At 47.5% G+C, this 23445-nt stretch carries 21 protein-coding genes, 3 tRNA genes and 1 rRNA gene; 5 read left to right on the plus strand and 20 right to left on the minus strand.

Annotated features, from left to right (window positions below):
• Positions 1–252: 252 nt before the first annotated feature.
• The 9 genes from BLV66_RS11380 to cdaA all read right to left on the minus strand — a co-directional run bounded on the left by BLV66_RS11380 (position 253) and on the right by cdaA (position 11805).
• A complete protein-coding gene (locus tag BLV66_RS11380) occupies positions 253–1401 on the minus strand; it encodes a mannitol-1-phosphate 5-dehydrogenase (RefSeq protein WP_086986280.1) in 1149 nt (382 codons plus the stop codon).
• Positions 1402–1413: 12 nt separating this feature from the next.
• Positions 1414–1851 (minus strand): PTS mannitol transporter subunit IIA, encoded by a 438-nt coding sequence (locus BLV66_RS11385; protein WP_086630053.1) that lies wholly within the window; start codon positions 1849–1851, stop codon positions 1414–1416.
• Positions 1852–1867: 16 nt separating this feature from the next.
• Entirely contained in the window at positions 1868–3607 is a 1740-nt protein-coding gene (locus BLV66_RS11390; protein ID WP_086986281.1) for a PTS mannitol transporter subunit IIBC, read from the minus strand.
• A gap of 410 nt (positions 3608–4017) precedes the next feature.
• On the minus strand, positions 4018–4452 hold the full coding sequence (locus BLV66_RS11395; RefSeq protein ID WP_086986282.1) for a PTS mannitol transporter subunit IIA: 435 nt from the start codon (positions 4450–4452) through the stop codon (positions 4018–4020).
• A 33-nt stretch (positions 4453–4485) separates the two neighbouring features.
• Positions 4486–6519 (minus strand): BglG family transcription antiterminator, encoded by a 2034-nt coding sequence (locus BLV66_RS11400; protein WP_086986283.1) that lies wholly within the window; start codon positions 6517–6519, stop codon positions 4486–4488.
• Positions 6503–8194, minus strand: a complete 1692-nt coding sequence (locus BLV66_RS11405) for a PTS transporter subunit EIIC (RefSeq protein WP_176974247.1) — start codon at positions 8192–8194, stop codon at positions 6503–6505. Before BLV66_RS11405 ends, BLV66_RS11400 begins: the two co-directional genes overlap by 17 nt.
• Positions 8195–8439: 245 nt before the next feature.
• Positions 8440–9792, minus strand: a complete 1353-nt coding sequence (gene glmM, locus BLV66_RS11410; RefSeq protein ID WP_086986285.1) for a phosphoglucosamine mutase — start codon at positions 9790–9792, stop codon at positions 8440–8442.
• Positions 9793–9856: 64 nt separating this feature from the next.
• Positions 9857–10966, minus strand: coding sequence for a CdaR family protein (locus BLV66_RS11415; protein ID WP_086986286.1), 1110 nt, complete (start codon positions 10964–10966; stop codon positions 9857–9859).
• Positions 10963–11805, minus strand: coding sequence for a diadenylate cyclase CdaA (gene cdaA, locus BLV66_RS11420; RefSeq protein ID WP_086986287.1), 843 nt, complete (start codon positions 11803–11805; stop codon positions 10963–10965). The genes BLV66_RS11415 and cdaA overlap by 4 nt, the downstream gene beginning before the upstream one ends.
• 221 nt (positions 11806–12026) lie before the next feature.
• On the opposite strand from cdaA, the gene BLV66_RS11425 reads away from it, so the two are divergent.
• Positions 12027–12449: a cupin domain-containing protein gene (locus tag BLV66_RS11425; RefSeq protein WP_086986288.1), complete on the plus strand. Its 423-nt coding sequence runs from the start codon at positions 12027–12029 to the stop codon at positions 12447–12449.
• 63 nt (positions 12450–12512) lie between these two features.
• Here BLV66_RS11425 and BLV66_RS11430 read toward each other — a convergent pair whose 3' ends face one another.
• The 6 genes from BLV66_RS11430 to yidD all read right to left on the minus strand — a co-directional run bounded on the left by BLV66_RS11430 (position 12513) and on the right by yidD (position 15458).
• Positions 12513–12713, minus strand: a complete 201-nt coding sequence (locus tag BLV66_RS11430; protein ID WP_086986289.1) for a hypothetical protein — start codon at positions 12711–12713, stop codon at positions 12513–12515.
• Between the two features lie 238 nt (positions 12714–12951).
• Positions 12952–13023: transfer RNA gene (locus BLV66_RS11435), tRNA-Gln, on the minus strand.
• A 1-nt stretch (position 13024) separates the two neighbouring features.
• A tRNA-Tyr gene (locus BLV66_RS11440) sits at positions 13025–13108 on the minus strand.
• Positions 13109–13235: 127 nt separating this feature from the next.
• Positions 13236–14819: an ABC1 kinase family protein gene (locus BLV66_RS11445; RefSeq protein ID WP_086986290.1), complete on the minus strand. Its 1584-nt coding sequence runs from the start codon at positions 14817–14819 to the stop codon at positions 13236–13238.
• Between the two features lie 30 nt (positions 14820–14849).
• Positions 14850–15131, minus strand: a complete 282-nt coding sequence (locus BLV66_RS11450; protein ID WP_086986291.1) for a phasin family protein — start codon at positions 15129–15131, stop codon at positions 14850–14852.
• Positions 15132–15176: 45 nt separating this feature from the next.
• On the minus strand, positions 15177–15458 hold the full coding sequence (yidD, locus tag BLV66_RS11455; protein ID WP_086986292.1) for a membrane protein insertion efficiency factor YidD: 282 nt from the start codon (positions 15456–15458) through the stop codon (positions 15177–15179).
• A 177-nt stretch (positions 15459–15635) separates the two neighbouring features.
• On the opposite strand from yidD, the gene BLV66_RS11460 reads away from it, so the two are divergent.
• Positions 15636–16223 carry an ECF transporter S component gene (locus tag BLV66_RS11460; protein WP_086986293.1) on the plus strand — a complete coding sequence of 196 codons (588 nt, stop codon included), beginning with the start codon at positions 15636–15638 and terminating at the stop codon, positions 16221–16223.
• A 50-nt stretch (positions 16224–16273) separates the two neighbouring features.
• On the opposite strand, the gene BLV66_RS11465 is transcribed toward BLV66_RS11460, so the two are convergent.
• Entirely contained in the window at positions 16274–16936 is a 663-nt protein-coding gene (locus tag BLV66_RS11465; protein ID WP_245826688.1) for a TVP38/TMEM64 family protein, read from the minus strand.
• A 348-nt stretch (positions 16937–17284) separates the two neighbouring features.
• Here BLV66_RS11465 and BLV66_RS11470 point away from each other — a divergent pair, with 348 nt between their 5' ends.
• From BLV66_RS11470 to BLV66_RS11480, 3 genes are all read left to right on the plus strand, one after another.
• Complete coding sequence (locus BLV66_RS11470) at positions 17285–18505, plus strand: MFS transporter (protein ID WP_086986294.1); 1221 nt, start codon at positions 17285–17287, stop codon at positions 18503–18505.
• A gap of 70 nt (positions 18506–18575) precedes the next feature.
• Positions 18576–19982 carry an alanine/glycine:cation symporter family protein gene (locus BLV66_RS11475; protein ID WP_086986295.1) on the plus strand — a complete coding sequence of 469 codons (1407 nt, stop codon included), beginning with the start codon at positions 18576–18578 and terminating at the stop codon, positions 19980–19982.
• Positions 19983–20023: 41 nt separating this feature from the next.
• Positions 20024–20431, plus strand: coding sequence for a PTS sugar transporter subunit IIB (locus BLV66_RS11480; RefSeq protein ID WP_086986296.1), 408 nt, complete (start codon positions 20024–20026; stop codon positions 20429–20431).
• Positions 20432–21174: 743 nt separating this feature from the next.
• Here BLV66_RS11480 and BLV66_RS11490 read toward each other — a convergent pair.
• The 4 genes from BLV66_RS11490 to rrf form a co-directional block, all read right to left on the minus strand.
• Positions 21175–21247, minus strand: a tRNA-Thr gene (locus tag BLV66_RS11490).
• A 169-nt stretch (positions 21248–21416) separates the two neighbouring features.
• Positions 21417–22361: a homoserine O-acetyltransferase MetA gene (gene metA, locus BLV66_RS11495; RefSeq protein WP_086986927.1), complete on the minus strand. Its 945-nt coding sequence runs from the start codon at positions 22359–22361 to the stop codon at positions 21417–21419.
• A 553-nt stretch (positions 22362–22914) separates the two neighbouring features.
• Positions 22915–23199, minus strand: a complete 285-nt coding sequence (locus BLV66_RS11505) for a GNAT family N-acetyltransferase (protein ID WP_086986298.1) — start codon at positions 23197–23199, stop codon at positions 22915–22917.
• A 169-nt stretch (positions 23200–23368) separates the two neighbouring features.
• Positions 23369–23445 (minus strand): 5S ribosomal RNA (gene rrf, locus BLV66_RS15960); the annotation flags it as partial.

Here is a 23445-nt window from a genome sequence, read left to right on the forward strand (position 1 = left end):
AAGTCTGGCGCTATCCATTTGTTCTTCCTCTATCCTCCTAGCTTTATATTTTCCAGAATACATGCATTTTATCCTACAAACAGTGACCTTGTCAAAGCGTTTTTGGTCCGGTTTCACTTGTAACGCTGGTTTGGAGCGCTATTTAAGAAAAACTTACACACGTTGTGCCGTTTGATTTCATCAAGATGTTTCAAATGACGGCGGGACCGACACAACGGGCATAGTTGAAAGTTGCTGATTGAACTGCGGTGATCAAGCCACCTTATACGCGTACTTCTCGACGTTCTGTTTGATGCTACCCAAAATCTTTTGATTGTCTATCCCGGTTATTTCCGGAATGATTTTATCCAAGCCTTTTTGCAGGATCATTTCTTTCAATTCTTGGCATTGTTCATCCTCTGGGTCGAAATAATTGAAGACCATGCCGATTGTTTCCAGCAAATGAAAAGGCATCTCATCGATTTGGGTCAGTTCAACCATCGGACGGATGAAGCGCTCATGGTTGCCCAATTTTCTTAAAGGCGTACGCGCCACACGGGAGATAGCATCGGAAATATATTTGTTTTGGAATCGGCCGATGATTTTTTCGATATATTTCTCGTGTTCCGCTGCATCGAATCCCCATTTCGCGATCAACAATTTGCCGGTTTCATGCAAGACGGAGCGCAATTGGATGACGACCAGATGATCTTGCATCGCTTCATCGATGGTTTCATAGCCCTGCAGAGCGCCTGTATAGGCTACCGTAGCGTGCCCTGTATTGACGCTGAAAAGTTTGCGTTCGATGTAAGGCTCCAGATCGTTCACATAGGAAACGCCTTCCAGACGGATTGGGCTTTTGCAGGCAGTCCCTTGTACGACCCACTCGCTGAATGGCTCCACTTGTACAAACAGCGGATCCGCATGTTGCTGCATCGGCACGATCCGGTCCACCGCCGCATCGGGAAATCCGACGTATTGGTCAAGATATGCCGTATCCGTGCAATGTTTCTTGACTTCCTCAGCCAGGAAAGTCGAGCCGCCGATCATGTTTTCGCAGGCGATGATGTCGATGGGCTGCTGGATGTTCCGGGCAGCACGCGCCGCGATCCCTTGCGCAATCAATTGCGCGATTCTAGGCAGAATATTCGGACCGATGGCAGTCGTGAGGAGATCCGCTTCTACGATTGCTTCTACGACTTTGTCTGCTTCCTTGGCATTATTCAGGCCTGTGACGTTCTGGATCTGGATCTGTTCGCGTGACTCGTCCGCCAATTCGATTGTATAGCTGCCTCGTGTTTTTAAGGCTTCGATGATTGTATCGTTCACATCCACAAAAGTGATTGCGTACCCGTTGTGATTCAAAATTTCCCCGATAAAGCCGCGGCCGATATTTCCGGCACCAAAGTGTACTGCTTTCATTTTCATCTCTCCCTATGCAATGGCTAAGCTGCCAGTGATTTCATCTTTTGTTAATGCGTCGGCCAAAGTCACGACGTTGTCCACATCGCTGCAATACAGCGCAATTTTTTGGATCAACTGCAGGTGGTCATCGCCGACCCCTGCGATGCCGAACAACACGGTCGCCAATTTTTCTTCCTGCTCGTCGCCGAAGTCAACGCCGTCAGGTACTTGTACAACGCAGATGCCTGATTTTTTCACGTGGTCCTTGGCAGCATCGGTGCCATGGGGAATCGCGATGAAATTCCCCATATATACTGACAACATCCGATCCCGTTGCACCATGGCCTCCACATAATCCGTATCCACACAGCCTGCTTCCACTAATTTTTGGCCGCAAAAACGGATGGCTTCTTCTTTTGAAGCAAAAGCTTTATTCAAAACGATCATTTCTGTATCTAAATTATTCATTTTAATCTTCCTCTCCTTAAGCGATTTGCTTCAAGTTGGCTACGACGCTCTCATATTTAGGCGTAGTGATCAGACTGTCGACTGACAGATGGACGGCTGCAGGAACTTTTTGCTTTGCCGCTTGCGTCAGACTGTTTTTGCTGATGACCAACGTTTGCGGTGTTGCTTCAAGCTCGTTGATATGCACTTTTCTTAAAGGTATGTTCAATGCTTCCCTCTCCAAAATCCGTTCCACTACTTTTTGTCCCATAGTGGCGGAGCCTTTGCGGTCATCATGGACCAAGACGATTTCGTTGATGTTCGCCAAGTCAAAGTCCAGGACCGGCGCTGGTTTTGCAGCGACTGTTTCTTTCAGATCGGTGCCGGACAAGGTGGCCACGATTTCATCGTATTTTGGCGAATTCAGGAAATTCTCGATCGCTACAAAAGTTGCATTCGGTGCTTTCTGTTGGGCACGATTCTTCAGTTCTTCCTGGGTTACGATCAACGTGTTGGCTGCATCCGTCAGATTATTGATGGCGCGGTTGGTGACGTCTTGCGGTAACCCGGCTGCATTGATTTTTTTGCGTAGGATAGAAGCGCCCATTGCGCTTGAGCCCATCCCTGCGTCGCAAGCAAAAATGATGTGTTGGATCCCAGTCAGGCTTGTTTGTCCTGCTAAGCCTTTTGCGCTTAATTTTGCGGCTTGGGTTGCTTTGACGCTTTCTTCAAATGTGTCGACTGCTTCTTTGGAGTCGGCCTTCAAAATGACCGCAGCTACCGCAAAAGATGCTGCTGCACCGGCGACAACCCCCAAAATGACTGGCAAGTAAGAACCCATCGGCGTCATAGCCAAAATCGCGATGATCGAACCTGGTGAAGCCGGAGCCCGCAAACCAGCGCCTAAAAGTTGGAACACAAAGCTTCCGGAAACACCACCCGAGATGACTGCCAAGAATAATAACGGTTTCATCATGACGTAAGGGAAATAGATTTCGTGGATACCACCCAAGAAGTGGATGATCATCGCGCCCGGCGCTGTCGATTTTGCTGAACCTTTGCCGAACAGGGTGAAAGCCAACAACACGCCCAAACCAGGACCAGGATTTGCTTCAAGCAGGAAGAGGATCGAACGACCAGTCTCGCTGACTTGTTCCGTTCCCAACGGTGTCAAAATGCCGTGGTTGATTGCATTGTTCAGGAAAAGAATTTTTGCTGGTTCGATGAAGATATTTGTTAAAGGAATCAATTGTGCGTTCAGGATCGTTTCAACCCCGGCCGCCATTGCTTGTGTCAAACGGTCAACTACTGGTCCGATTGCTTGGAACCCTACAAGTGCCAAAGCGAATCCGATCAAGCCTGCCGAGAAATTGTTGACGAGCATTTCAAAACCGGTCTTGATTTTGCTCTGGAAAATCGCATCGAATTTCTTGATCGTGAAACCGCCCAACGGTCCCATGATCATGGCACCCATGATCATGGGAATTTCCGTCCCTACGATCACACCCATTGTGGCGATGGCGCCGACTACCGCACCGCGTTCGCCTGCGATCACTTTACCTCCTGTATAACCGACCAACAGAGGGATTAAATACGTAAGCATCGGGCCGACCATCGAAGCGAAGGATTCATTCGGCAAATAGCCATCCGGGATAAATAATGCCGTTAAGACTCCCCAGGCGATCAGTGCCCCTATATTCGGCATCACCATGCTTGAAAGCGTGCTGCCTAACTTTTGAACCTTTGCCTTCAGCGAGGCTTGTTGTGTCTGTTCCATCTTTTTGTTTCTCCCTTCAAACTGTTTCTTTTGATGTCTTTATTGTATGCGCTTCCCTTTCCGGTTTATAGTCGTGCTTTGGCACGTTTATTTGTGCCAGGTCTTGATACTCGTATTCGAGGCACCGTTGCCGTTGCCGGTATCCGCTCTATTCTTCTCCGGGGAACGGAGGCTTCGCCGGAGTTCGGCCCATATTCTGCTCGTGTCCTCCGATAAGCACGGCTTCATCGGAGTTAAGTAGGATTATTACCAGCGTGCTCCAGGAAGTAGATCCTTCATCGGAGCTGAGCCCTCATTCCTCATTCCTTCGCGCTCCTCCGGTTAGCTGGCGCACGAAAACAAAAAAAGCAAGCAACCTCCCACCAGGTGGGATGCTGCTTGCTTTTTGAATTTAATTCGATTTATGCCTATTAGCTGTTTTGGAGAATGGTTTGGACCGCCCGCAGATCTTTGGCATCGCTCAACGCCATCACGTTTTCGATATCCGAGCAGAAAAAAGCGATGTCCTGCAAAGCTTCCAATTGTTTTTCCTTCAGGGCCACCACAAAAAGGATAGTCGCGATTTGCGCTTTCTGTCCACTGCCGAAATTGACGCCGTCCGGCACTTGGATCAAACAGATGCCTTCTTCTTCAATATAGGGCTTCCCGTCACTGTCACCGTGAGGCAAAGCGACAAAATTACCGACGTAAACACTCACTTTGAGGTGGCGCGCCAGCATCGATTGGATGTAAGGAGGAGATACCAAGCCTTGCGCCACCAGAAATTCCCCGGCAGCGACAATCGCCGCTTCGGCGTTGCTGTACGTTTGATCCAGCAGAATATGTTCATCTTTGATCGTAATCATACGGATTCTTCACTCCCTTACTGCATTACTTCTTTACTTTTTGACTTCTTCGATCAGGAGGGCGGACAGCAATTGGTAGATGATCGCTTCATTGCCGGAATTGAAAATCTCCATCCCCAGATCGTTCATGATGATCGCTCCACTGATTTTCCCCAGCATCTTTGCGACATTCTCTTCGATCGGATCGGGGGCCAGCATGACCAGCATCCGCGTTAAATTCATCATCTCTTTGTCCATCCCGACTATTTCCAGTGGCGTCTGCAGATCAAAGACACAAAAACAAGGCTCTAGGACAGCTGCGTGGGAGGCGTGGAACAAAGCAAAATGGGTATTTGGTATCCCAATCGGCGCTTGCTGATAGCGGCTCATCAATTTATCCCGGACTTTTGCCGGGTCCGCAACGATTTCAGTTGAAATATTCCCCACTGCCAAAGCGACGGTTTCAGAAATGCTGGCGCTGTTTTCCAACGTCTTGACGAAGAAGTGCTTCAGCAACTGGTTGATTTCATCGATGAACGTCATGACCTCCTGATAGTCATCATTTTCCGGCAGGCTAGGCTTCGCCGCGGGTTGAACATGCCGCTTCGTATGATCGATTGCGCGGAAAGTCTCTTTGAGCTGCTTGATTTCGTCCTCCAAAAGCAACGGGGAAACCAACAGATATTTCCCGCTGTATCCCGGCAACAGTGAAGTGGAGATGGTCAAATCAAACTTTTCTTCCAGATTGAGTTTTCCGAGGTCGGCTATCCGGAAAAAGACGATCTCATTGATGAAAGGAAAATGTTTCCGCAAACGCATTTCCAGCATCCGCGTCGAAGCCAATCCGCTTGGGGAAATACCGGCGATATCCACCGCAATGACTTTCGGGCTGCGTTCCAGGGAATTGGCGAAATGCAGCACCATATAGGCGATCTCCTCTTCTGAGAATTCCTGTTGCGGGAACACTTTCGGCAAGGCATTGCGGATCGCACCGGCAACTTCCGAATATTGGCCCATGATCCGCTCCAGGATGGGATTGTTGAGGCTTCCTTGGTTCAGGATGGCGCGGCTCAACGCCGCGGAAAGGTGCGTCAAGAGCATTTTGTACAGATTGCTGTCTTCAAAGAAATTGACTTCGGCATCGCGGCTGACGTTTTCGATCAATTGCTTCACTTGATAAGCCAAACGCGTATCAAAGCTTTCGTTAAAAAAATCGTTGTCCAAGTCACTGAAAAAATCGCCCAACAGATTAGCGAAGAAGACGACTTCGCTGACCGCGTACAATTGCTTCGTGTGCGCTGCGATTTTGGCAAAAATTTGCTTCGCCAAATCCAAAAGTTCCTTATTGATTTGTCCCGCATAGGAATCCTCCACCAGTTGGCAGCCTCGCGGCACGCGATCCATGGAAATGGTCAGCATCAAAATCAAAAATTCCAGTTTCCGATCACTCAAGTCGGAAAAACGGGGTTCGACGATTTCCCGCACCAATTTTTGAGCAAACAGCAGCTGCTCCTGGTTGACGAATTGCAGAAAGAAACTTTCTTTATCCTCCAATTCCGAAAAGTGGAAGAAGTGGTACTCATTGATCTCGATTCCCAAAATATTGGCCAATAGGAGCCGGCGATACTTTTCGCTGCCGGCAAGTTCATAGCCGCGGTTTCTCGTGATCGTCAAGGGCAAGCGCGCCAAACGCAGCTCCAACTGTTTGATGTCGGCAAAGAACGTGGTGTTGCTGATCAAGTATTCATCCAGGAACGTCTGCATGCTGATCGGGTCGTCGCTGTTCAACAGCTGCAGCAAAATGGCATGTTGGCGTTCGGTGGCGGATAATTCAGAAGGTTCATCCTCAGACACAATGGAAAGGATTTTTGCTTTTGCGGCACCCTCCGCAATCAAGCGGAAACGGCCCCGGCTTTCTTTCTCAAGCTTTGCCCCGATGGCTTCCAAAGAAAGCTCGAGATTTGCCAACTCGCGGTAGACCGTACGCTTGCTGACTTTCAGCAGGCTCATCAAGCGTTCCACGGTAACCGGCGAGGCGGAATGCAGCAATTCTTTTAAAATGATGGTCTCTCTAGGAGTTAGAAACATCTGACAAATCTCCCCTTAATAGTTTCTCGTATTTATTCGTAGCGATAAGATGCCCGACGACCAGCAGCGGACACTCCGGGAGGACATTCTCAGCTGCAAAAGCCTCAGTGACGATGTACAGATTCCTTTGGTCCGCAATCAGCTGTTCCAATGGCTGCTTTTCGATGTCTACCCTCACATTATGCTTTTCCGCTAAGTTTCGGAATGCTTGCATGGCCATCGTCTGCGAACCACGCACACCATCCGCATATAAGAAGACGACTTTCTGGTACGGCAGCTTTTCTCCAATCGCTTCCGGAATCATTTCATTTTCTTGTTCATCAGTCAGCAGCGCGACAACTTTCGTGTACTCTGTCCGATCCAAAAAATTCCCGATTGTGACGATTTGGGCGTTTGGGGCCTGCATTTCGGCCAAATGCTTCAGCTCATTCTGGGTAATCAGCAACAGGTGGGGATCGTCCTGCACGCGGTAAATGGATGTGTAATCCACGGGAATCGACACACCGCTCTCTTTCAATTGCCGGCGCATAATGCTAGCCCCCATGGCACTTGAGCCCATGCCCGCGTCACAAGCAAATAAGATTTTCTGAATTTCCGTCACTTTCTTCACCTTTTCTGAAATTTCTTTTTTTGTCTGGTCTTTCCTGATCACGAAGCCTGCCAGTAAAAAACTTACCAGCGTGCTTACCCCAATGCCGCAGGCAACCCCCAGCAACATATCCTGTGGCGTATTTGCCAAAATCGTCACGATCGATCCAGGGGATGCCGGTGCTTTCAAGCCCACTTGAAACAACTCAAAAACCAGCGTACCGCTCATCCCGCTCAAAATGACTGCGGCAAACAACCTGGTATTCAACATAACAAACGGGAAGTAAATCTCATGGATCCCGCCGATCAGATGGATCATAAAGGCCCCACTGGCACTGGCCTTCAGTTCTTTCCGGCTGAACAGAATGAAAGCCAACAGAACTCCTAGGCCCGGGCCGGGGTTGGTTTCGATCAGAAACAGTAGCGACGTTCCCGCATCCCCCGCCTGCTCAATACCCAAAGGCGTCAAAATGCCGTGGTTGAGCGTATTGTTCAAAAATAAGACCTTCAGCGGCTCTATGAAAATGTTCGTCAGCAGAAGCAGATTGCGCTGGATCAACCAGCCGACCAACAGACTGATTTGCTGCGTGATGCCCGCAATGAACGGACCTATAAAAACCAAACTCAAATAGCCCAGCAGCATGCCGATGATCCCTGCCGAAAAATTACGGACCAACATTTCATACCCTGCTTTGACCCTCGGGAAAATATACTTATCGAAGAGAAAAACGTTCCAGCCAGTCAGCGGCCCTATCACCATGGCTCCCAGTATCTGCGGATCTTCTGAGTCCACGAGCATGCCGATCACCGCGATGGCTGCCACGACCCCCGCCCGTTTCTCGATCAAGCGTCCCCCAGTATAGGCAATCAGAACCGGCAGCAGAAATTGAATCATGAGGTGATCCATTTCAATAAATGATTGTTGGAGCGGGCCCTGAAAATACTGGATAAGCGTCGTTATGATCCCCCAAGTGATGAAGACGCTGACGTTCGGCATGATCATTCCGCTGAGATAATGGCCGAACCGTCTTATTTTCAGCAAGTCAAACGTAGCTTCCTTCGCATAGGATCTTTTTGGTCTTCTCATGATCACACCTCTCTTTCTTTTTTCTGGGCCACACCCGTTCCGCATTGGTTTCGCTTACATTGTCGTGGATGTTTCCAACTCATTATACATATAATCATGCGGTTGTGTACATTTGCAATCATTATCCTAGATGATGGATGCAGGCACCCCGTCAAGTTCAGGAATCACTGCCGACTGACAACAAAAAAGCCGTGGAGCACCCCAACTGCAGTGTTCCACGACCCTATAATGTTTGGTTCTGTATCTTAGATGCCGATTTCGGCTTTTACGACATTTACGATGCGCATAACGTAGTCGTGGCATTTTTCATCCGTTTCAGCTTCCGCCATAACACGCAATAACGGTTCTGTTCCGCTTGGACGCACCAAAATGCGGCCTTTACCTGCCATTTCGGCTTCAACTTCTTCGATGACAGCTTTCACAGCCGGAATCTCCATTACACCGTCTTTTTCGGAAACGCGTACGTTCACCAATTCTTGTGGGTAAAGTGTCACTTCATCAGCCAATTCGGAAAGCTTTTTACCGGTTTGTTTCATGACGTTCAACAATTGAATCCCAGTCAGTAGACCATCCCCGGTCGTGTTCATTTCCAGGAAGACAACATGTCCGGATTGCTCGCCGCCCAAATTATAGCCATTTTTGCGCATTTCTTCAACAACATAACGGTCGCCGACTTGCGTCTTCAAAGCAGTCATGCCTTCCGCTTCCACTGCTAAATGGAAGCCCAGATTGCTCATTACCGTCGAAACGATTGTGTTTTGATTCAATTTATTACGCTCTTTCAAATATTTACCGCAAATGAACATGATTCTGTCGCCGTCAATGATACGCCCATTTTCATCCACAGCGATACAGCGATCGGCATCGCCATCGAATGCCAAGCCGACATCCGCTTTTTTCTCAACGACAAATTTACCTAGGACATCCGGATGCGTAGAACCGACACCTTTGTTGATATTGATGCCGTCCGGATTTGCACCCATTGTATAGAAATCTGTTTCCAAGTCCGCGAATAAACGATTGACAACCGTTGATGCTGCGCCGTTTGCCGCATCCAGGCAGACTGTGATACCGGAAAGATCATCCGGGATGGTCGTCTGCAAATATTGTGCATATTTCAGGACGCCTTCAGGATATTCATCCACCGTACCCAAGCCGTCTGCGGAAGGTCTCGGCAAATCGTCCCCTTCTTGATCCAAATAGGCTTCGATTTCGTATTCCTGTTCATCCGACAATTTGAAACCGTCAGCTCCGAAGAATTTGATGCCGTTATCGCCTGCAGGATTGTGGGATGCAGAAATCATGACTCCAGCAACGGCACCTTGAATGCGTGTCAGATAAGCGACGCCGGGTGTTGGGATGACTCCCAATTGCAATACTTCGATACCGACTGACAATAAGCCGGAAACCAATGCATATTCCAACAATTGACCAGAAATTCTCGTATCACGCGCAACCAACACAAGCGGGTGTGCGATATCTTTAGCATGCTGTCTTAGGACATATCCTCCAAAACGGCCTAATTTGAAAGCTAATTCCGGCGTCAATTCGCTGTTCGCAACGCCTCTGACACCGTCTGTTCCAAAATATTTACCCATTACCTGTAATCTCCTTTAGATTTTTCATTTATTTTCTTTGCATGGATTTGTTTGATTTTTAATTTTATGAGCTGCTCTCTGATTGACCCTTTTCGCTGTCCTGACTATCCGAGGCCGAAGATGCGATAGCGCTACTTTCGTCTGATGAGGAGGAGGACGCCTTTTCATCAGCGGAAGACTCCGAATCGGCTGCAGCAGATGCAGCATCAGAGACGCGGATATTTACCTTGATTGTGGTCGGCGTAGCCGTCAAAGTGTCATTCGGGACCGGAATTGTGAGCGTTTGGGTGGTGTTGCTTTCTACACCCGTGACACTGACAGGCAGAATCACTTCATCAATCTCGTCAAGCACAGACTTATCGCCTGTCAAGGTCACACTGGATGGCCCATCCATTTCAATCGTAAAGATTTTGCCTTCAAGCGGAACACCGATTTGTTGGATGACCAACGGCACTTCTTTTCCGTATAGAGAGATCGGAATCTTGACGGAAATCTCTTGCGGATCGACGGAAACATTCAACTTATTCCCACCTGCATCCACTACTTGTATTACAGTATTCATATTCACAGTATTTGTCAAGCCATTTTCAGCCGCAACCGTCACGTAAACACTATCCACGCGCTTTATGGTAGAAGCGGGTCCGGTCAACGTCACGGTATCCACACTCAGTTCTGGAACGCCTGCTATATATTGCGGATCGACCAATGATTCGTCAAATCGGACTTCCACTGGGCTCTCGATGGCAACTCGCTCTTCAATGACTACATTCACACGCGATGGCGTAATCGAATAATCGATTTCATTCGAAAGATTTTCGGCCGTCAACTGGATCGTATGGTTGCCCGGTCCCAGTTCGTCCAAGTCTTCAGTGACAATGCGGTAATCCGCAGCGGAAATCGTCTGCACGAGTAGGCTCTCCGGACCGGTCATGGTCAACACCACCGTTTCCGGCAATCCTGAAATGAAATATTCGTCCGTATCGATGTTCACTTGGATCGGGACATTCGAAATGGTTTCCCGCTTGCTGGTGCTGATCGAACTGTTGCTGGTACTCGTGGACCAACCATAGTTCTCTGAGTAGACATAGGCGAACAGCAACAAGGAAATCACGAAAGAGAGTCCTCTGACAACCCACTTGTTTTCCAAAAAATTATCTTCGTTCTGCTTTTTCATTCAGAACCACCCCATTTCGTATTGTCAAAGAAATCCTGAATGAAATTGGTAGTCTTTTCTTCCTCTTCCCCCACGACCAACTGGTCCGTCAGGTAGGCGACAAAATCCTCACGGTTCATTTCCCGCAAAAGGCTCGTCTTATGAGCAATGCTGACACCCCCGGTTTCTTCCGAAACGATAATTGTGATGGCATCACTGACTTCACAGAGTCCGATTGCAGCACGATGCCTTGTTCCCAACTCCTTCGGGATGAAGGAACTTTCTGATAGTGGCAAATAACTGGCAGCCGTCGCGATTTTGTAATCTTGGATGATGACTGCTCCATCATGCAAAGGCGTGTTGGGGATGAAAATATTGATCAACAGCTGGTTAGTTACCTCTCCGCCGATCCTTATCCCCGTTGCAGCGTACTCATCCAGCAAACCTTGCTGCTCGATGGATATCAATGCTCCGATTTTTCGCTTTGCCATGTATTGGACAGCCTTATCCAACTCCGTCACCAAGCGTTCGCTCATATTGACCGAGCGTTTGGCTTTCTTTCTGAATCCTGTCTTGCCCAGATGCTCCAAACCTCTTCTGATTTCCGGCTGGAACACAATAATGACCGCTACGACACCCCATTGGATAACACGGTTCATGATCCAATCTATGGTCTGCAACTGAAGCGTGACCGCAGCCAGTTTGATCAGCACGATGATTCCGATCCCTTTCAGCAATTGAATGGAACGCGTACCTTTTAAAATCATGATCAACTTGTAGACCAGATACCATACCAAAAGGATATCCACTATATCAAAGGCATTGCTCCAGGTGATCACTTCTCCCCAATTGATTGACACATGCGCACCTCCACGTTCAAAGTTATATCGTCAATTATATCACAAATAATCCGAGCTCATGGTACTGTTCCCTTGAGAAAGCGCTTCAGTAGCGTTACAATGGAGGCAGATGGGCTAGCGTTCCCAACTGAAGCATATCGTTTGCAAATTTGGCTCACTTTGCTACACTTAGTTTATATTTATTACAATAAGATAATTAATTTAAATTGGGAGGAATTCAAATGAGTATCGATTTTAAAGATCACGGCAAGAAACCTTACGTAGTGAACATCGAGGACGCAACCCTGCAAAACGAAAATTACCGCACAACGATCTGGACCGGCGAAAAATTACAGGTGACTGTGATGACGATCCAACCGAACGATGATATCGGATTGGAAGTCCACCATGGCGTCGACCAATTCATCCGCATCGAAAAAGGCGATGGTATGTGCGTGATGGGCGACTCCGAGGACGATCTGTATTTCGAACAGAAAGTCTCCGACGATGATGCAGTCTTTGTCCCTGCCGACAAATGGCACAACATCATCAACACAGGGGACAAACCACTCAAGCTGTATACAATCTATGCAGGCCCTGACCATGTTCCCGGAACCGTCCACCCAACCCATGAAGATGCTAGAAACGACCCAAATGAACATTAATTAGGAAAAGTAAAACGAGCCCAGGGAAATTAATCCCGGGCTCGTTTTTTCTATTCATAAGAATCAATCGACCAGTTTCATTAATTGCTCTTCAGGCAAGTAGAACGATACTTTACCGCATTGTGGGCAAACTGCCGCTTCCAATGCCGCTTTTGTGTGTCCGTTCAATGTTTTTTCCTTCGCCAACTCAACAAGATAAACCCCTTGCGAATACAAACCTAAGCCTTCAATTAAACCAACGTTGCAATCTGTGCATTTAGCCATTGTATTTCCCCTACTTTCTCTTCGATAATTGTCTATTTTTTTTGGAACATACGCCTTATCCATCATATCATGTTTTTTTGTTTAAACTTTTTACTAAATTATGAACTTTTCTATCGCGACATGTAGGAATCAACACCGCAGAATACAAAAAAGATGCCCCAAAATCATCAAAAATGATTTCAGGAACATCTTTTTAAAGAAACCGTTCGTTTCCAATGAGCTTCCTAAGCTCGCATGACTGGGCTAGCTGGATTCGAACCAACGAATGACAGAGTCAAAGTCTGTTGCCTTACCGCTTGGCGATAGCCCAATGGTGGAGGGAGGCAGATTCGAACTGCCGAACCCGAAAGAGCGGATTTACAGTCCGCCGCGTTTAGCCACTTCGCTATCCCTCCGTTAGCTTTCCTTAAAAAGCTGACCAATATATAATATACCAGCGGCAATCGATTTTCAAGAGGTCAAATTCAATTTTTAAAAGTTTTTAATGAGGTGACAACTCTGAAAAAGTACAAACTTCTACACTTATAGGTTCCCGGACCGGAAAATGGAAATCAGCAACCAGATGCTGAACAAGCCGGCAATCACAAAACCCGCTTGCCCCAAGAATTGTCCTCCCGGCGTACCGGACATAATAGCGGATGACAGCAACAACCCGGCAACAATCAAGGAGATGACGACGCGGTTGGACATTTTTTTGACGTCCTTCCACTTATCATCCAGCTGATCGACATCAATCCGCAACATGGTCCTGCCGCTTGCCGTTTGCTTCAGCAGAGACAAAAGACTGCTAGGGATCTCGCTGCTGTCCTTGATGAATGCATAGCCCCGCAAAGCCAACTTTTCCGCAGAAAATTTCTGCATCAGCGTCGTAAGCGTAAAACTTTCCTTCAGATAGTCCTTCGCGATCGAAATCAGGTTCAATTCAGGAGAAATTTCCAGAAAAACGCCTTCGAGTATCGACAAAGACTTCGCGAGGATCGTCAGGTCGCTCGGAATGGCGATGTTATGCCGTTTGAACATTCTGATGAAATCGGTGATGAACGTCCCAAGGTTCACGTTCAGCATATTGTTCGAAAGATACATATCGAACAGCATCTCAACGTCGGCATAGAGATTGCGTTTATCGACCCGTCCTTTCGGCGTCCCCAATTCCAGACAGACTTTTACCATGCGATCCAGATCTTTAGAGGCCAATCCCTGGAGAATATCGTTCAGCGATTTTTTCGTGGTCTCCGACAGGTCCCCCATGATGCCGAAATCGATGAAATAGATTTTGCCTTCTTTGATGATCAAGTTTCCGGGATGGGGATCCCCGTGGAAAAAGCCGTCGTGGAATACTTGTTTTAGATAAGCCAGCATCAATTTGCGACTGATGTCATCCGAATCATAGCCAAGCAAGTCCAACTGTTCGCGGTTGGTGATTTTGGTCCCTTCGATATACTCTTCCACCAATACCCTGCGTGTCGTAAGCCCGGAATAGATTTTCGGGACGCCGATGCAGGCTATGCTGGCATTGAGGTCCCGGAAACGTTGCAAGAGCTGTGCTTCGTTGCGGAAATCCAGTTCGATCAAGGTGTTCGCCTTCACTTGCTCCAACGCTTCTTTGGGATCGACCACCTCAACCAGTTCCTTCGGGATCTTCCCGCTGAGCCGTATCAGGATATCCAGATCCCGGATCAAGAGCTCGTCGATGATCGGACGTTGCACTTTCACGACCACTTCCTCCCCTGTGCGGAGAACCGCCCGATGGACCTGTGCAATCGAGGCGCTGGCGAGCGGTTTTTCATCGATGGATAGGAAGGCTTCGCCCAATGAAAGTTTGGTTTCTTCTATAAAGATGCGTTCGACTTCCGCAAACGGAAATTCTGGCGCTTTGTCCTGCAGATGCGCCAACTCTTCAACGAAGGCCTGCGGGAGAATATCAATGCGCGTGGAAAGGATCTGGCCGATTTTGATGAAGCTTGGCCCGAGTTTCTCGAAAGCAAGACGAAGGTTCTCCGGATCTTGATCTTTTCGGCTCGGCTTCACCTGGTTGTGGTAAAGGAATTGAAGCCCGTAGGAAGACAGGATCCGGACTATTTCATGCAACCGTTCGTCTCTTGCCATCCTGATTCCTCCTTCATCTTTTGCGATCGCTTATTTGCTCAACAATTGATCTAGTTTAGCGTTGATGGCATCCATCTTGGCTTCCAGCGCCTCCACGTCCTCTTTTTTTGCGAACGGCAGATTATCAAGCTCCGCTTTCGTTGCTGGTACGATGGTAGAAGCTTTCCGGGTCAACTCCGTCTGCAGTTCTTTTCCTTCTTGGACCGTAACGCGTCCTTTTTCGACCATCTCATTAATCAACTTTTCAGCCTTCTCGATCGAAGTGGAAGTTATGCCGACACCTGCTAAGAAAATCTTCTTTAATTCATCCATTTTAATCTCTCCTTTGATTGTTGAAATGGGAAAATTCAAAAAATCTTAGTGCTCGTGGAAATGTTCATGCTCTGAGTGGCTGTGTTCTTCTTCTTTGTTGCGGCGGATGCTGAATTGTTCAGGCACCGGATCGTAGCCGCCTTTGACAAAAGGATGACATCTGAGAATGCGTGAGATGCCCATTATGCTGCCCTTGATTGCACCATGCTTTTGGATGGCTTGGACCGAATAGTTCGAGCAGGTCGGATAGTATCGGCAACTCGGCGGGAATAGTGGAGATATCACTTTCTGGTAACCACGTATCAAACCTATAAAAATTTTCTTCATGGCGGCTTCCTTTCTGGCTCTATACTGCTATTTTACCCTTTTTCTCTGTAAAATAAAATAATTGCGTATCATAATAAATGGACTTCTGCTGCCGCTATTTTTTTTCGGAACAATTTGGTAGAATACCTATATATCGGTGCTTGCCGAAATGCATATATAAAAAGAGGTTGAGCCTTCATGAATACACAAAAAAATAAAACGTACCGCATCGCCATTCTGGGCATTCTGTCTGCGTTCATCATTATCCAGACATTCGTTCCCTTCCTGGGCAACATTCCCATTCCGCCATTGAATCCGACCATTATCCATATCACGGTCATCGTGGCCGCTTTCGTTCTGAGCACGAAGGATGGCATGCTGATCGGGCTTGTCTGGGGTTTGGCGCGCATGGTCAAAGCCTATACGCTGCCGGCTTCACCGTTAGATCTGTTGCTCTGGACCAACCCAATCATCGCAGTCGTTCCGCGTGTGATGGTTGGGCTTGTGGCCGGACTTGTTTTCCATGCTTTCCTGAAACGCAAACAGGAAAAACGCGGGATGGTAATCGCGGCTGTTTTGGGATCCTTGACTAATACGCTGCTTGTACTAGGATTCATCGCCCTTTTCTATGGCAATGAATACGCCACAGCCCTGAATGTGGATCCATCCAACCTGTTGAAAGTGCTGGCTGGCATCGTTGCAACCAACGGAATCGGCGAAGCCGTCGCAGCCGGCTTAATCGCCCCATTCATTGCGACTGCCCTGATGAAGGTCCGCAGAAAATGAGCGTAAAAAAAACGATGAGCCTCTGTGGCTCATCGTTTTTTTTTTGGATTTCACTGCAATACCGGTTGGATAGCAAGCCACCCTTTGATGAGGGTCGGCATATTCAGGAATACCCATGTCACAATTGATGCCCCGCCGATGCCATAGAAATACAGCGTAATCGGCTTGAACAAGAGGAATATGACCAGGAAACGCTTCATTGACATTTTCGTCAGACCGGCAACCATGCAGAGGAAATCATCCGGGAAGCCGGGTAGCGCAAAAGCTGAGGCCATCAACCATTCGAAACGATTCCCTTTTATCAACCAACCATAATATTTTCTGTAGGTTTCTTCCGAAACAAAGGCTCTTACGAATGTTTTCCCATATTTGCGGGCCAAGATGAAATTAATGATTGAACCGATCAACACGCCGATGAAGCTGTATATGAAGCCCCACAACGGACCGAACACCAGAGGAGCCACTACGACCGTTACTCCGCCCGGAATGATTGGATAGACGACCTGGACAATTTGAATCAACAAGAAAATGACGGGCGCATATATCCCCATTCCATGCAACAATGCTTTCAAACTGCCCTCAGCTTCGAAAAAGCCTGTCCGATAGATCCAAATGCCTAAGATAAGTGTCGCGACTGTTCCCACTACTGTCGAAATCTGAACGATCTTACGGTTCAATGCAATCCCTTGATGGGTGGTGTTTTCCAATTCCACTTTTTCACCTCTTATCACTTTTTGGTGCTGTCTTATTTCTGATTATACCTTACAAAAATTAATTTCCTGTGAATTTACCTTATCAATTCAGTGAATCGAATCAATTGACGACGCTTCCTTTTCTGTGTCCTCAGTATAACGCATTCGCCCTGTGCATGCCTCTGACTAAAGTCGGATTTTCTTCCCCGATTATAAACACTTCCCTGCGTTTTGTCCATAAAAAGAAAGTTAAGATTTTTTCAGGAGAAAAAGTAAAGCTGTCTTGCGCGGATAGGCGGTTCGGGCTGGAAAAATATCAGCAGCTATGATACTTTCAATGTATAGAAACTTTAATAAGATAGGTGATTTATGGCAACAACATTCTCAAAGAACATCCGATCGACTTTGGCCAGTTCTTTCATAAACAGTTTGATCTATTCCTGCACGATCCCTTTTCTGGTCATCTATCTCGCCGGCATCTTCAATCCGCAACTGACCGGCTTGCTCGTTATGACAAATGTGGTCGTCTGCTTTTTGGCAGGCATCATCGGTGGTTACCTTGCCGATAATTTTCAAAGAAAGAAAATTCTGTATCTTTTCCAAACCTTGTATGGCGGATCGTTGCTTTTGATTGCCCTTAGATTTTTAGGCTTGCTTTCGGCAGATGGCTGGTTGATTCTCGGTTACCTCGTCTGCGGTATTTCCTTCAATCTTTATTCGCCTGCGTACGATGCTGTATTGATGGATTGTACCACCATCGAAAATCGCAAGCAGGCCTACCAATGGCAATATTGGACCTTCAACTTGTCCATGGCGCTGGGATTTTCACTCGGCGGATTCTTGTTCCGGCACTTCCTGTTCCAACTGTTCCTAGTAGCTGGGATAGCCCAACTGGCGATGGCCCTGTTGTTTCGGAGCCAGTTGGACTACACGAATGCCACCGCGCAGAAACAGCATAACAACAGGCTGAAGGACCTATTTTCGAACTACAGCATCGCCGCGAAGGACACCCGTTGGCTCTTCTTGATCCTGGGCATGGCGCTGTTCAACACGGCCGAGTTTTCGCTGAAGACCTATACCGCCGTCCGGCTTTCGAAAGAGTTCGCAACGCTGACTCTCTTCGCGGTTCCGATCGACGGCGTCAGGATGCTCAGCCTGCTGCAGGTCCTCAATACACTCCTTGTCGTCGGATTCACCTTCCTCGTCTCGCGCTTCACCGAAAAGCGATCCGAAAAGGCGACCATCCTCTACGGTCTTTTGATCTATATCGTCAGCTATGGATTGATTGCCGTCATGAACAATATCTATATCCTGATTCCGCTGATGGTTTTGGCTACGATCGGCGAGTTGGCTTCCTCCCCGAACATCAACGCCCGCAAAGTTGATCTTGTTCCTGAAGATAAGCAAGCTTCCTATCTGGCTTTCAGCTCCCTTTCTTACCAGGGTGCTGACCTGTTGGCCGCCTTTGCATTGACGCTCAGCGGGTATATCTCGGCCGGTTTCATCGCTGGCTATATCATTATTTTAGGCTTGGTAGGCACCTCTCTCACCGTCAACAGTTTGTACGGGCACAAAAACAAAGGCAGATGAGCAATCTCCCCCCCTTACGCTGAAGTGACTTGTTGTTCCTGCTGGTACTCCGACAAAGGAGGAAATCATAATGGAAATCGTAAAATGGCTCAACGATACGATCATCTGGGGGATCCCCATGTTGGTCCTGATGCTGGGGACAGGGGTATATCTGACATTCAAAACCAAAGCTGTCATTTTCACCCGCTTCGGAACAGTGATGGCCAACACGCTGAAGACTGTTTTCCGGAAGCCGAAGGAAATCGAAGCCGGCACGATCACCCCTTTCCAGGCAGTCTGCACGGCTCTGGCCGGAACGGTCGGGACCGGCAATATCGTCGGTGTGGCTGTCGCCATCAGTGTCGGTGGCCCAGGTGCCATCTTTTGGATGTGGACTTCCGCTGTCCTCGGTATGGTCACTAAATATGCGGAAACCACTCTTGCGCTCGCCTACCGCGAAAAGAATGCAAAGGGCGAATATGTGGGCGGCCCCATGTATTACATCAGCAAAGGCTTAGGCTTTCCCAAGCTGGCCTATCTTTTCTGCCTGTTGACGGCCTTTTCCTCGATCGGTGGCGGCAACATCGTCCAGGCGAATGCCGTAGCCGGCAGTTTGAAGGATGCCGTTTCCATACCTGCCTTGGCAAGTGGTCTGCTCTTGGCTCTCTTTGTGGCGTTGGTTGTGGTGGGTGGCATCAAGCGAATCGCACGCGTAGCGGAAAAATTGGTTCCCATCATGGCGCTTATCTATACAGGCGCAGCCATTTTCATCCTGATTGTGCAGCGCAGCCAGATTCCCTCTGCTCTCGCCACCATTTTCACGGACGCCTTCACCGGCACTGCTGCTATCGGCGGTTTTACGGGAGCCTCGCTGATGTATGCCGCCCGAATCGGTGTCGCACGAGGAGTGTTCACGAATGAAGCGGGCCTCGGCAGCGCTCCGATTGCCCATTCCACTGCCAACACCGACCATCCGGCACGCCAAGGCTGTTGGGGGGCTTTCGAAGTCTTCTTCGATACGATCATCATGTGCACCATCACCGCTTTAGTGATCATCATCAGCGGAACCTGGAAGGACGCCTCGATCGATGGCGTAGAAATGTCCAATCGGGCATTCAGCGCTATCATTCCGGGCGGGGAATACATCGTTTCCATCGGTATTGTCCTGTTCGCCTTCGCGACCATTATCGCCTGGTACTATTATTCCGAAAAAGCGATCGAATACATCGCCGGTGAAAAAGCCATCCTTGTCTATCGGTTCTTTTACATCGGTTCACTCGTCTACGGAGCAGTCGCTACACTGGATGTCGTCTGGGAGATTTCCGATCTGTTCAACGGGCTGATGGCCATCCCGAACCTGATTGCTTTGATCGGACTGGTCGGACCCATCGTGGCATTGACGAATGATTTCTTCGCTGATCCGGAAACTATTCGACCGAAGGAACAATCCTATGCCTCCCTTATCCAAACAAAAAGATATTTCAAGCGCTTCCATTGAGTGTTATGATGAAACTATCAAAAAAAAATGGAGGAAAGCATATGATCCATATCCTGTTATGCTGTGGCGGCGGATTTTCATCCAGCACGCTGGCGGCTAAAGTAACAAAAGACATCCAGCAATACCAGTTGGAAGACAAATTTGAGATCGAATTCTCCCCGTTCATGATCGCCAAAGAAAAAATGGACCGTTTCGATATCGTCGTTTGCTGCCCGCACCTGACCTATGACGTCAAAAAGATGGTTAAAAACGCCAATCCCGACAAACCCATCTACATCTTGCCGCCGCGCATGTATGGCCTGATCGATATCCGCGAATTGTCGATCGATGTCCTGGATGTGCTTGAAATGTACAGACAGTCACCACTCAACCCTGTCCATTTCCCGGGTGAAGAAAACGTCATGCGCGTGACTCGATCCGTGGCCTACCGTCGCAGCAATGTTTCCTGAAAAAATCTAAGAATAACCGAGGTGGTAGCAATGAGCAATTACGATTTCATCAAAAAAATTGGGAAAACCGGGCGCTGGCACTCGATTGCAACACTGCTCCTTTCGAGTCCAAAAAATTGAATCCGCAACTGTGGTGGAAGGGAATTTATCTGTAGGTTACGGGAAGGATATTTCTCAGAATTCGGGAGAAGTCTTTTCTCTAAAATTTTACCCCAAGGAAGTCGAAAAAGGATGTAGCCTTCCTCCCGAACAGGTAAGAATCAGTCAAACACATGGTACCAATGATTGTTCCACAGCACCCCGGATGAAGTGGTGTATTTTCCGTACGCGCAGCATTATTGGTCGGACAGCCCTGGATACTCCAGTAAACCCAAAAGTGAAGCTGATATGGTCGAACAAGTGAAGCAGCTGGATTTAGAAAATATGCCTGACTATTCAGCCACCCCGGTCAGGAAAATGATCAAAATAGGTATGCTTTTTAATTCCTTGCCTATTTTGGTGCTGTCGCTTCTGTCACTCTTCGCCAAGAGGAATAAGCCTAAAAATTGAACAGCTCCCACCTATGCATCCGCGCCCAGGTGGGAGCTGTTCAATTTTGATCATCAAAAAGCCATTTCACTGCAATGGCTTTGCACGCTCTTTTTCAAAAAACATAAGATCCCTTCTGGGTAAAAATCTCCAAAAAAAAAGAAGACATATCAAGCATCCCGAAAGACTTGATATATCTACAAAAAAAACGATTATGCCGGCTGCAGGATTTGAACCTGTGACCTCCGCGTTACGAGTGCGATGCTCTACCAACTGAGCTAAGCCGGCCTTGCGATGGGGTCACTCAACAAGTGAACCACAACACAACAAATTATAAATAAATTTTGTCGATTTGTAAAGAGGACAATTTCTTCAAAATGAAATTGTCCGTTCGGCATACCTATAGAAATCCCTTTGCAGAGGTCAGCACGACAACAACAGCTTCCATCAAAAATTTTTAATCTTTAGCAGCCTTATTCCTTAACTCATGGATACGCTGGAGATCATATGGCGTTTCTTGATAAACAAAGTAATTCAGCCAATTCACAAAAAGGATATTGGCATGACCGCGCCAACGTACCACCGGGCGCTTACCCGGATCGTCATTAGGGTAATAGTTGATTGGGATATTGATGGGCCGATCCAAAGCAACGTCACGCTTGTATTCTTTATCGAGCGTGTCAAAATCATACTCAGCATGACCCGTCACAAAAACGAAACGGTTATCCCTGCTGCGGACAATGCTGACCCCTGCCTCTTCGGATGTCGCCAGGATTTCAAGCTCACTGCAGGCTTCTATATCCTCTTTACGCACATCCGTGTGGCGGGAATGTGGCATATAAAACTCATCATCAAACCCACGAAGCAGCATTGTTCTGCTGTCTGTGATCGTGTGCTTGAACACACCAAACAGTTTTTCCTTCAGAGGGTACTTTCCGATATTGTAGTGATGATAAAGACCTGCTTGGGCGCCCCAACAGATATGCATCGTTGAGAAAACATGGCTGGCGGACCATTCCATGATGGACACCAGTTCCGGCCAGTACTCCACCTCTTCAAAGGCAAGATTTTCCACAGGTGCACCCGTAATGATCATGCCATCAAAGTATTGATCCTTGATATCCGAAAAAGTCTTGTAGAAATAGTCCAAGTATTCTTCCGAAACATGCTTGGAATCATAGCTTTCCATCCTCAATAAGGTCACTTCCACCTGCAAGGAGGTATTCGAAAGCAAACGGATGAACTGCGTTTCCGTGGCTTGTTTTGTAGGCATCAAATTCACAATAATGATTTTTAACGGACGGATATCCTGCGTGACGGCCCTAAGCTCGTCCATGACAAAGATATTCTCTTTGGCCAACTCTTTGATGGCGGGCAAATCCTTCGATACTTTGATCGGCATATTTTCCACTCCTTTTTGATTAACCGGTTCATTCAACAGCTCACCATGCACAAAAAAGCTCTCCTCACCATAGTCTTGCGACCATGGGACGAAAGCTTCGCGTTACCACCCATTTTTATAAGGACTTCACAATCCTTACCTCAAAAAGTACATAAAGTGATTGCGTGATCGCATATCCCTTTTATACTCTGCAGAATATCGCCTGCGTACGTAATCGAGCTGATTATTCACCCGATTAAAGGCTCCAAGACCATGTTCACTCTGTTCCGATACACCCCCTTTCACCAAATCAGGAGCTCTCTTTATGTACTTCCCAAAGTTACTCTTCTTATCGCTGCCCATTCTATTATCAGATAAGACTTGCATTAATATAATTAAATTATCATCATTTCTTAATCTTGTCAATAGGTAAAACCGATCACTGCTGAACGCCACCCGAAACAGGTACACTATCTTGCGGAATTTCTCGGCGACAAAAAAATAGCGGGCCGGAACTACTTCCCCTAATTCCGACCCACTACTCTCATCTATATTAAAATAAGAGAGAACAATTTTATATTTCTGCCTTGATATCGGCATACTTTTCGCGTTTACGATCGAACATCGCCACAACATAGGAGCAGCGCGGAACAATCTTTTTACCTTCAGCACGCATTTCTTCGACAAGACGGTCCAGTAACATCTCGGCAACACCTTGCCCTCTCAATGAGGAATCGACATAAGTATGATTGGCGATGACCTTATCTTCTCCATAAGGTGCGTAAGTAATTTCAGCTATCATACATTCGTTTTCATCATTCAAAGCGAAGCCATTTTTGGTCTTAACAAAATCTTCCATACTCTATTTCCCTCGCCTTCTGACAACTATCCTCAAATATAGTTTAGCATGGTTCCTCGATTTTATACAATAAATCGACTCATTTGACAAGGCGCAATACCGATAACAAATCAAAAAAGGCTATCGACAATTTGCATCGACAGCCTTCTGATTATTTATATAAAAACATGCGCGGCAATGTCCTACTCTCACAAAGGGAAACCCTTCACTACAATCGGCGCTAAGAAGCTTAACTTCTGTGTTCGA

It is taken from the genome of Trichococcus collinsii, assembly GCF_900107505.1.
Taxonomy (GTDB): domain Bacteria; phylum Bacillota; class Bacilli; order Lactobacillales; family Aerococcaceae; genus Trichococcus; species Trichococcus collinsii.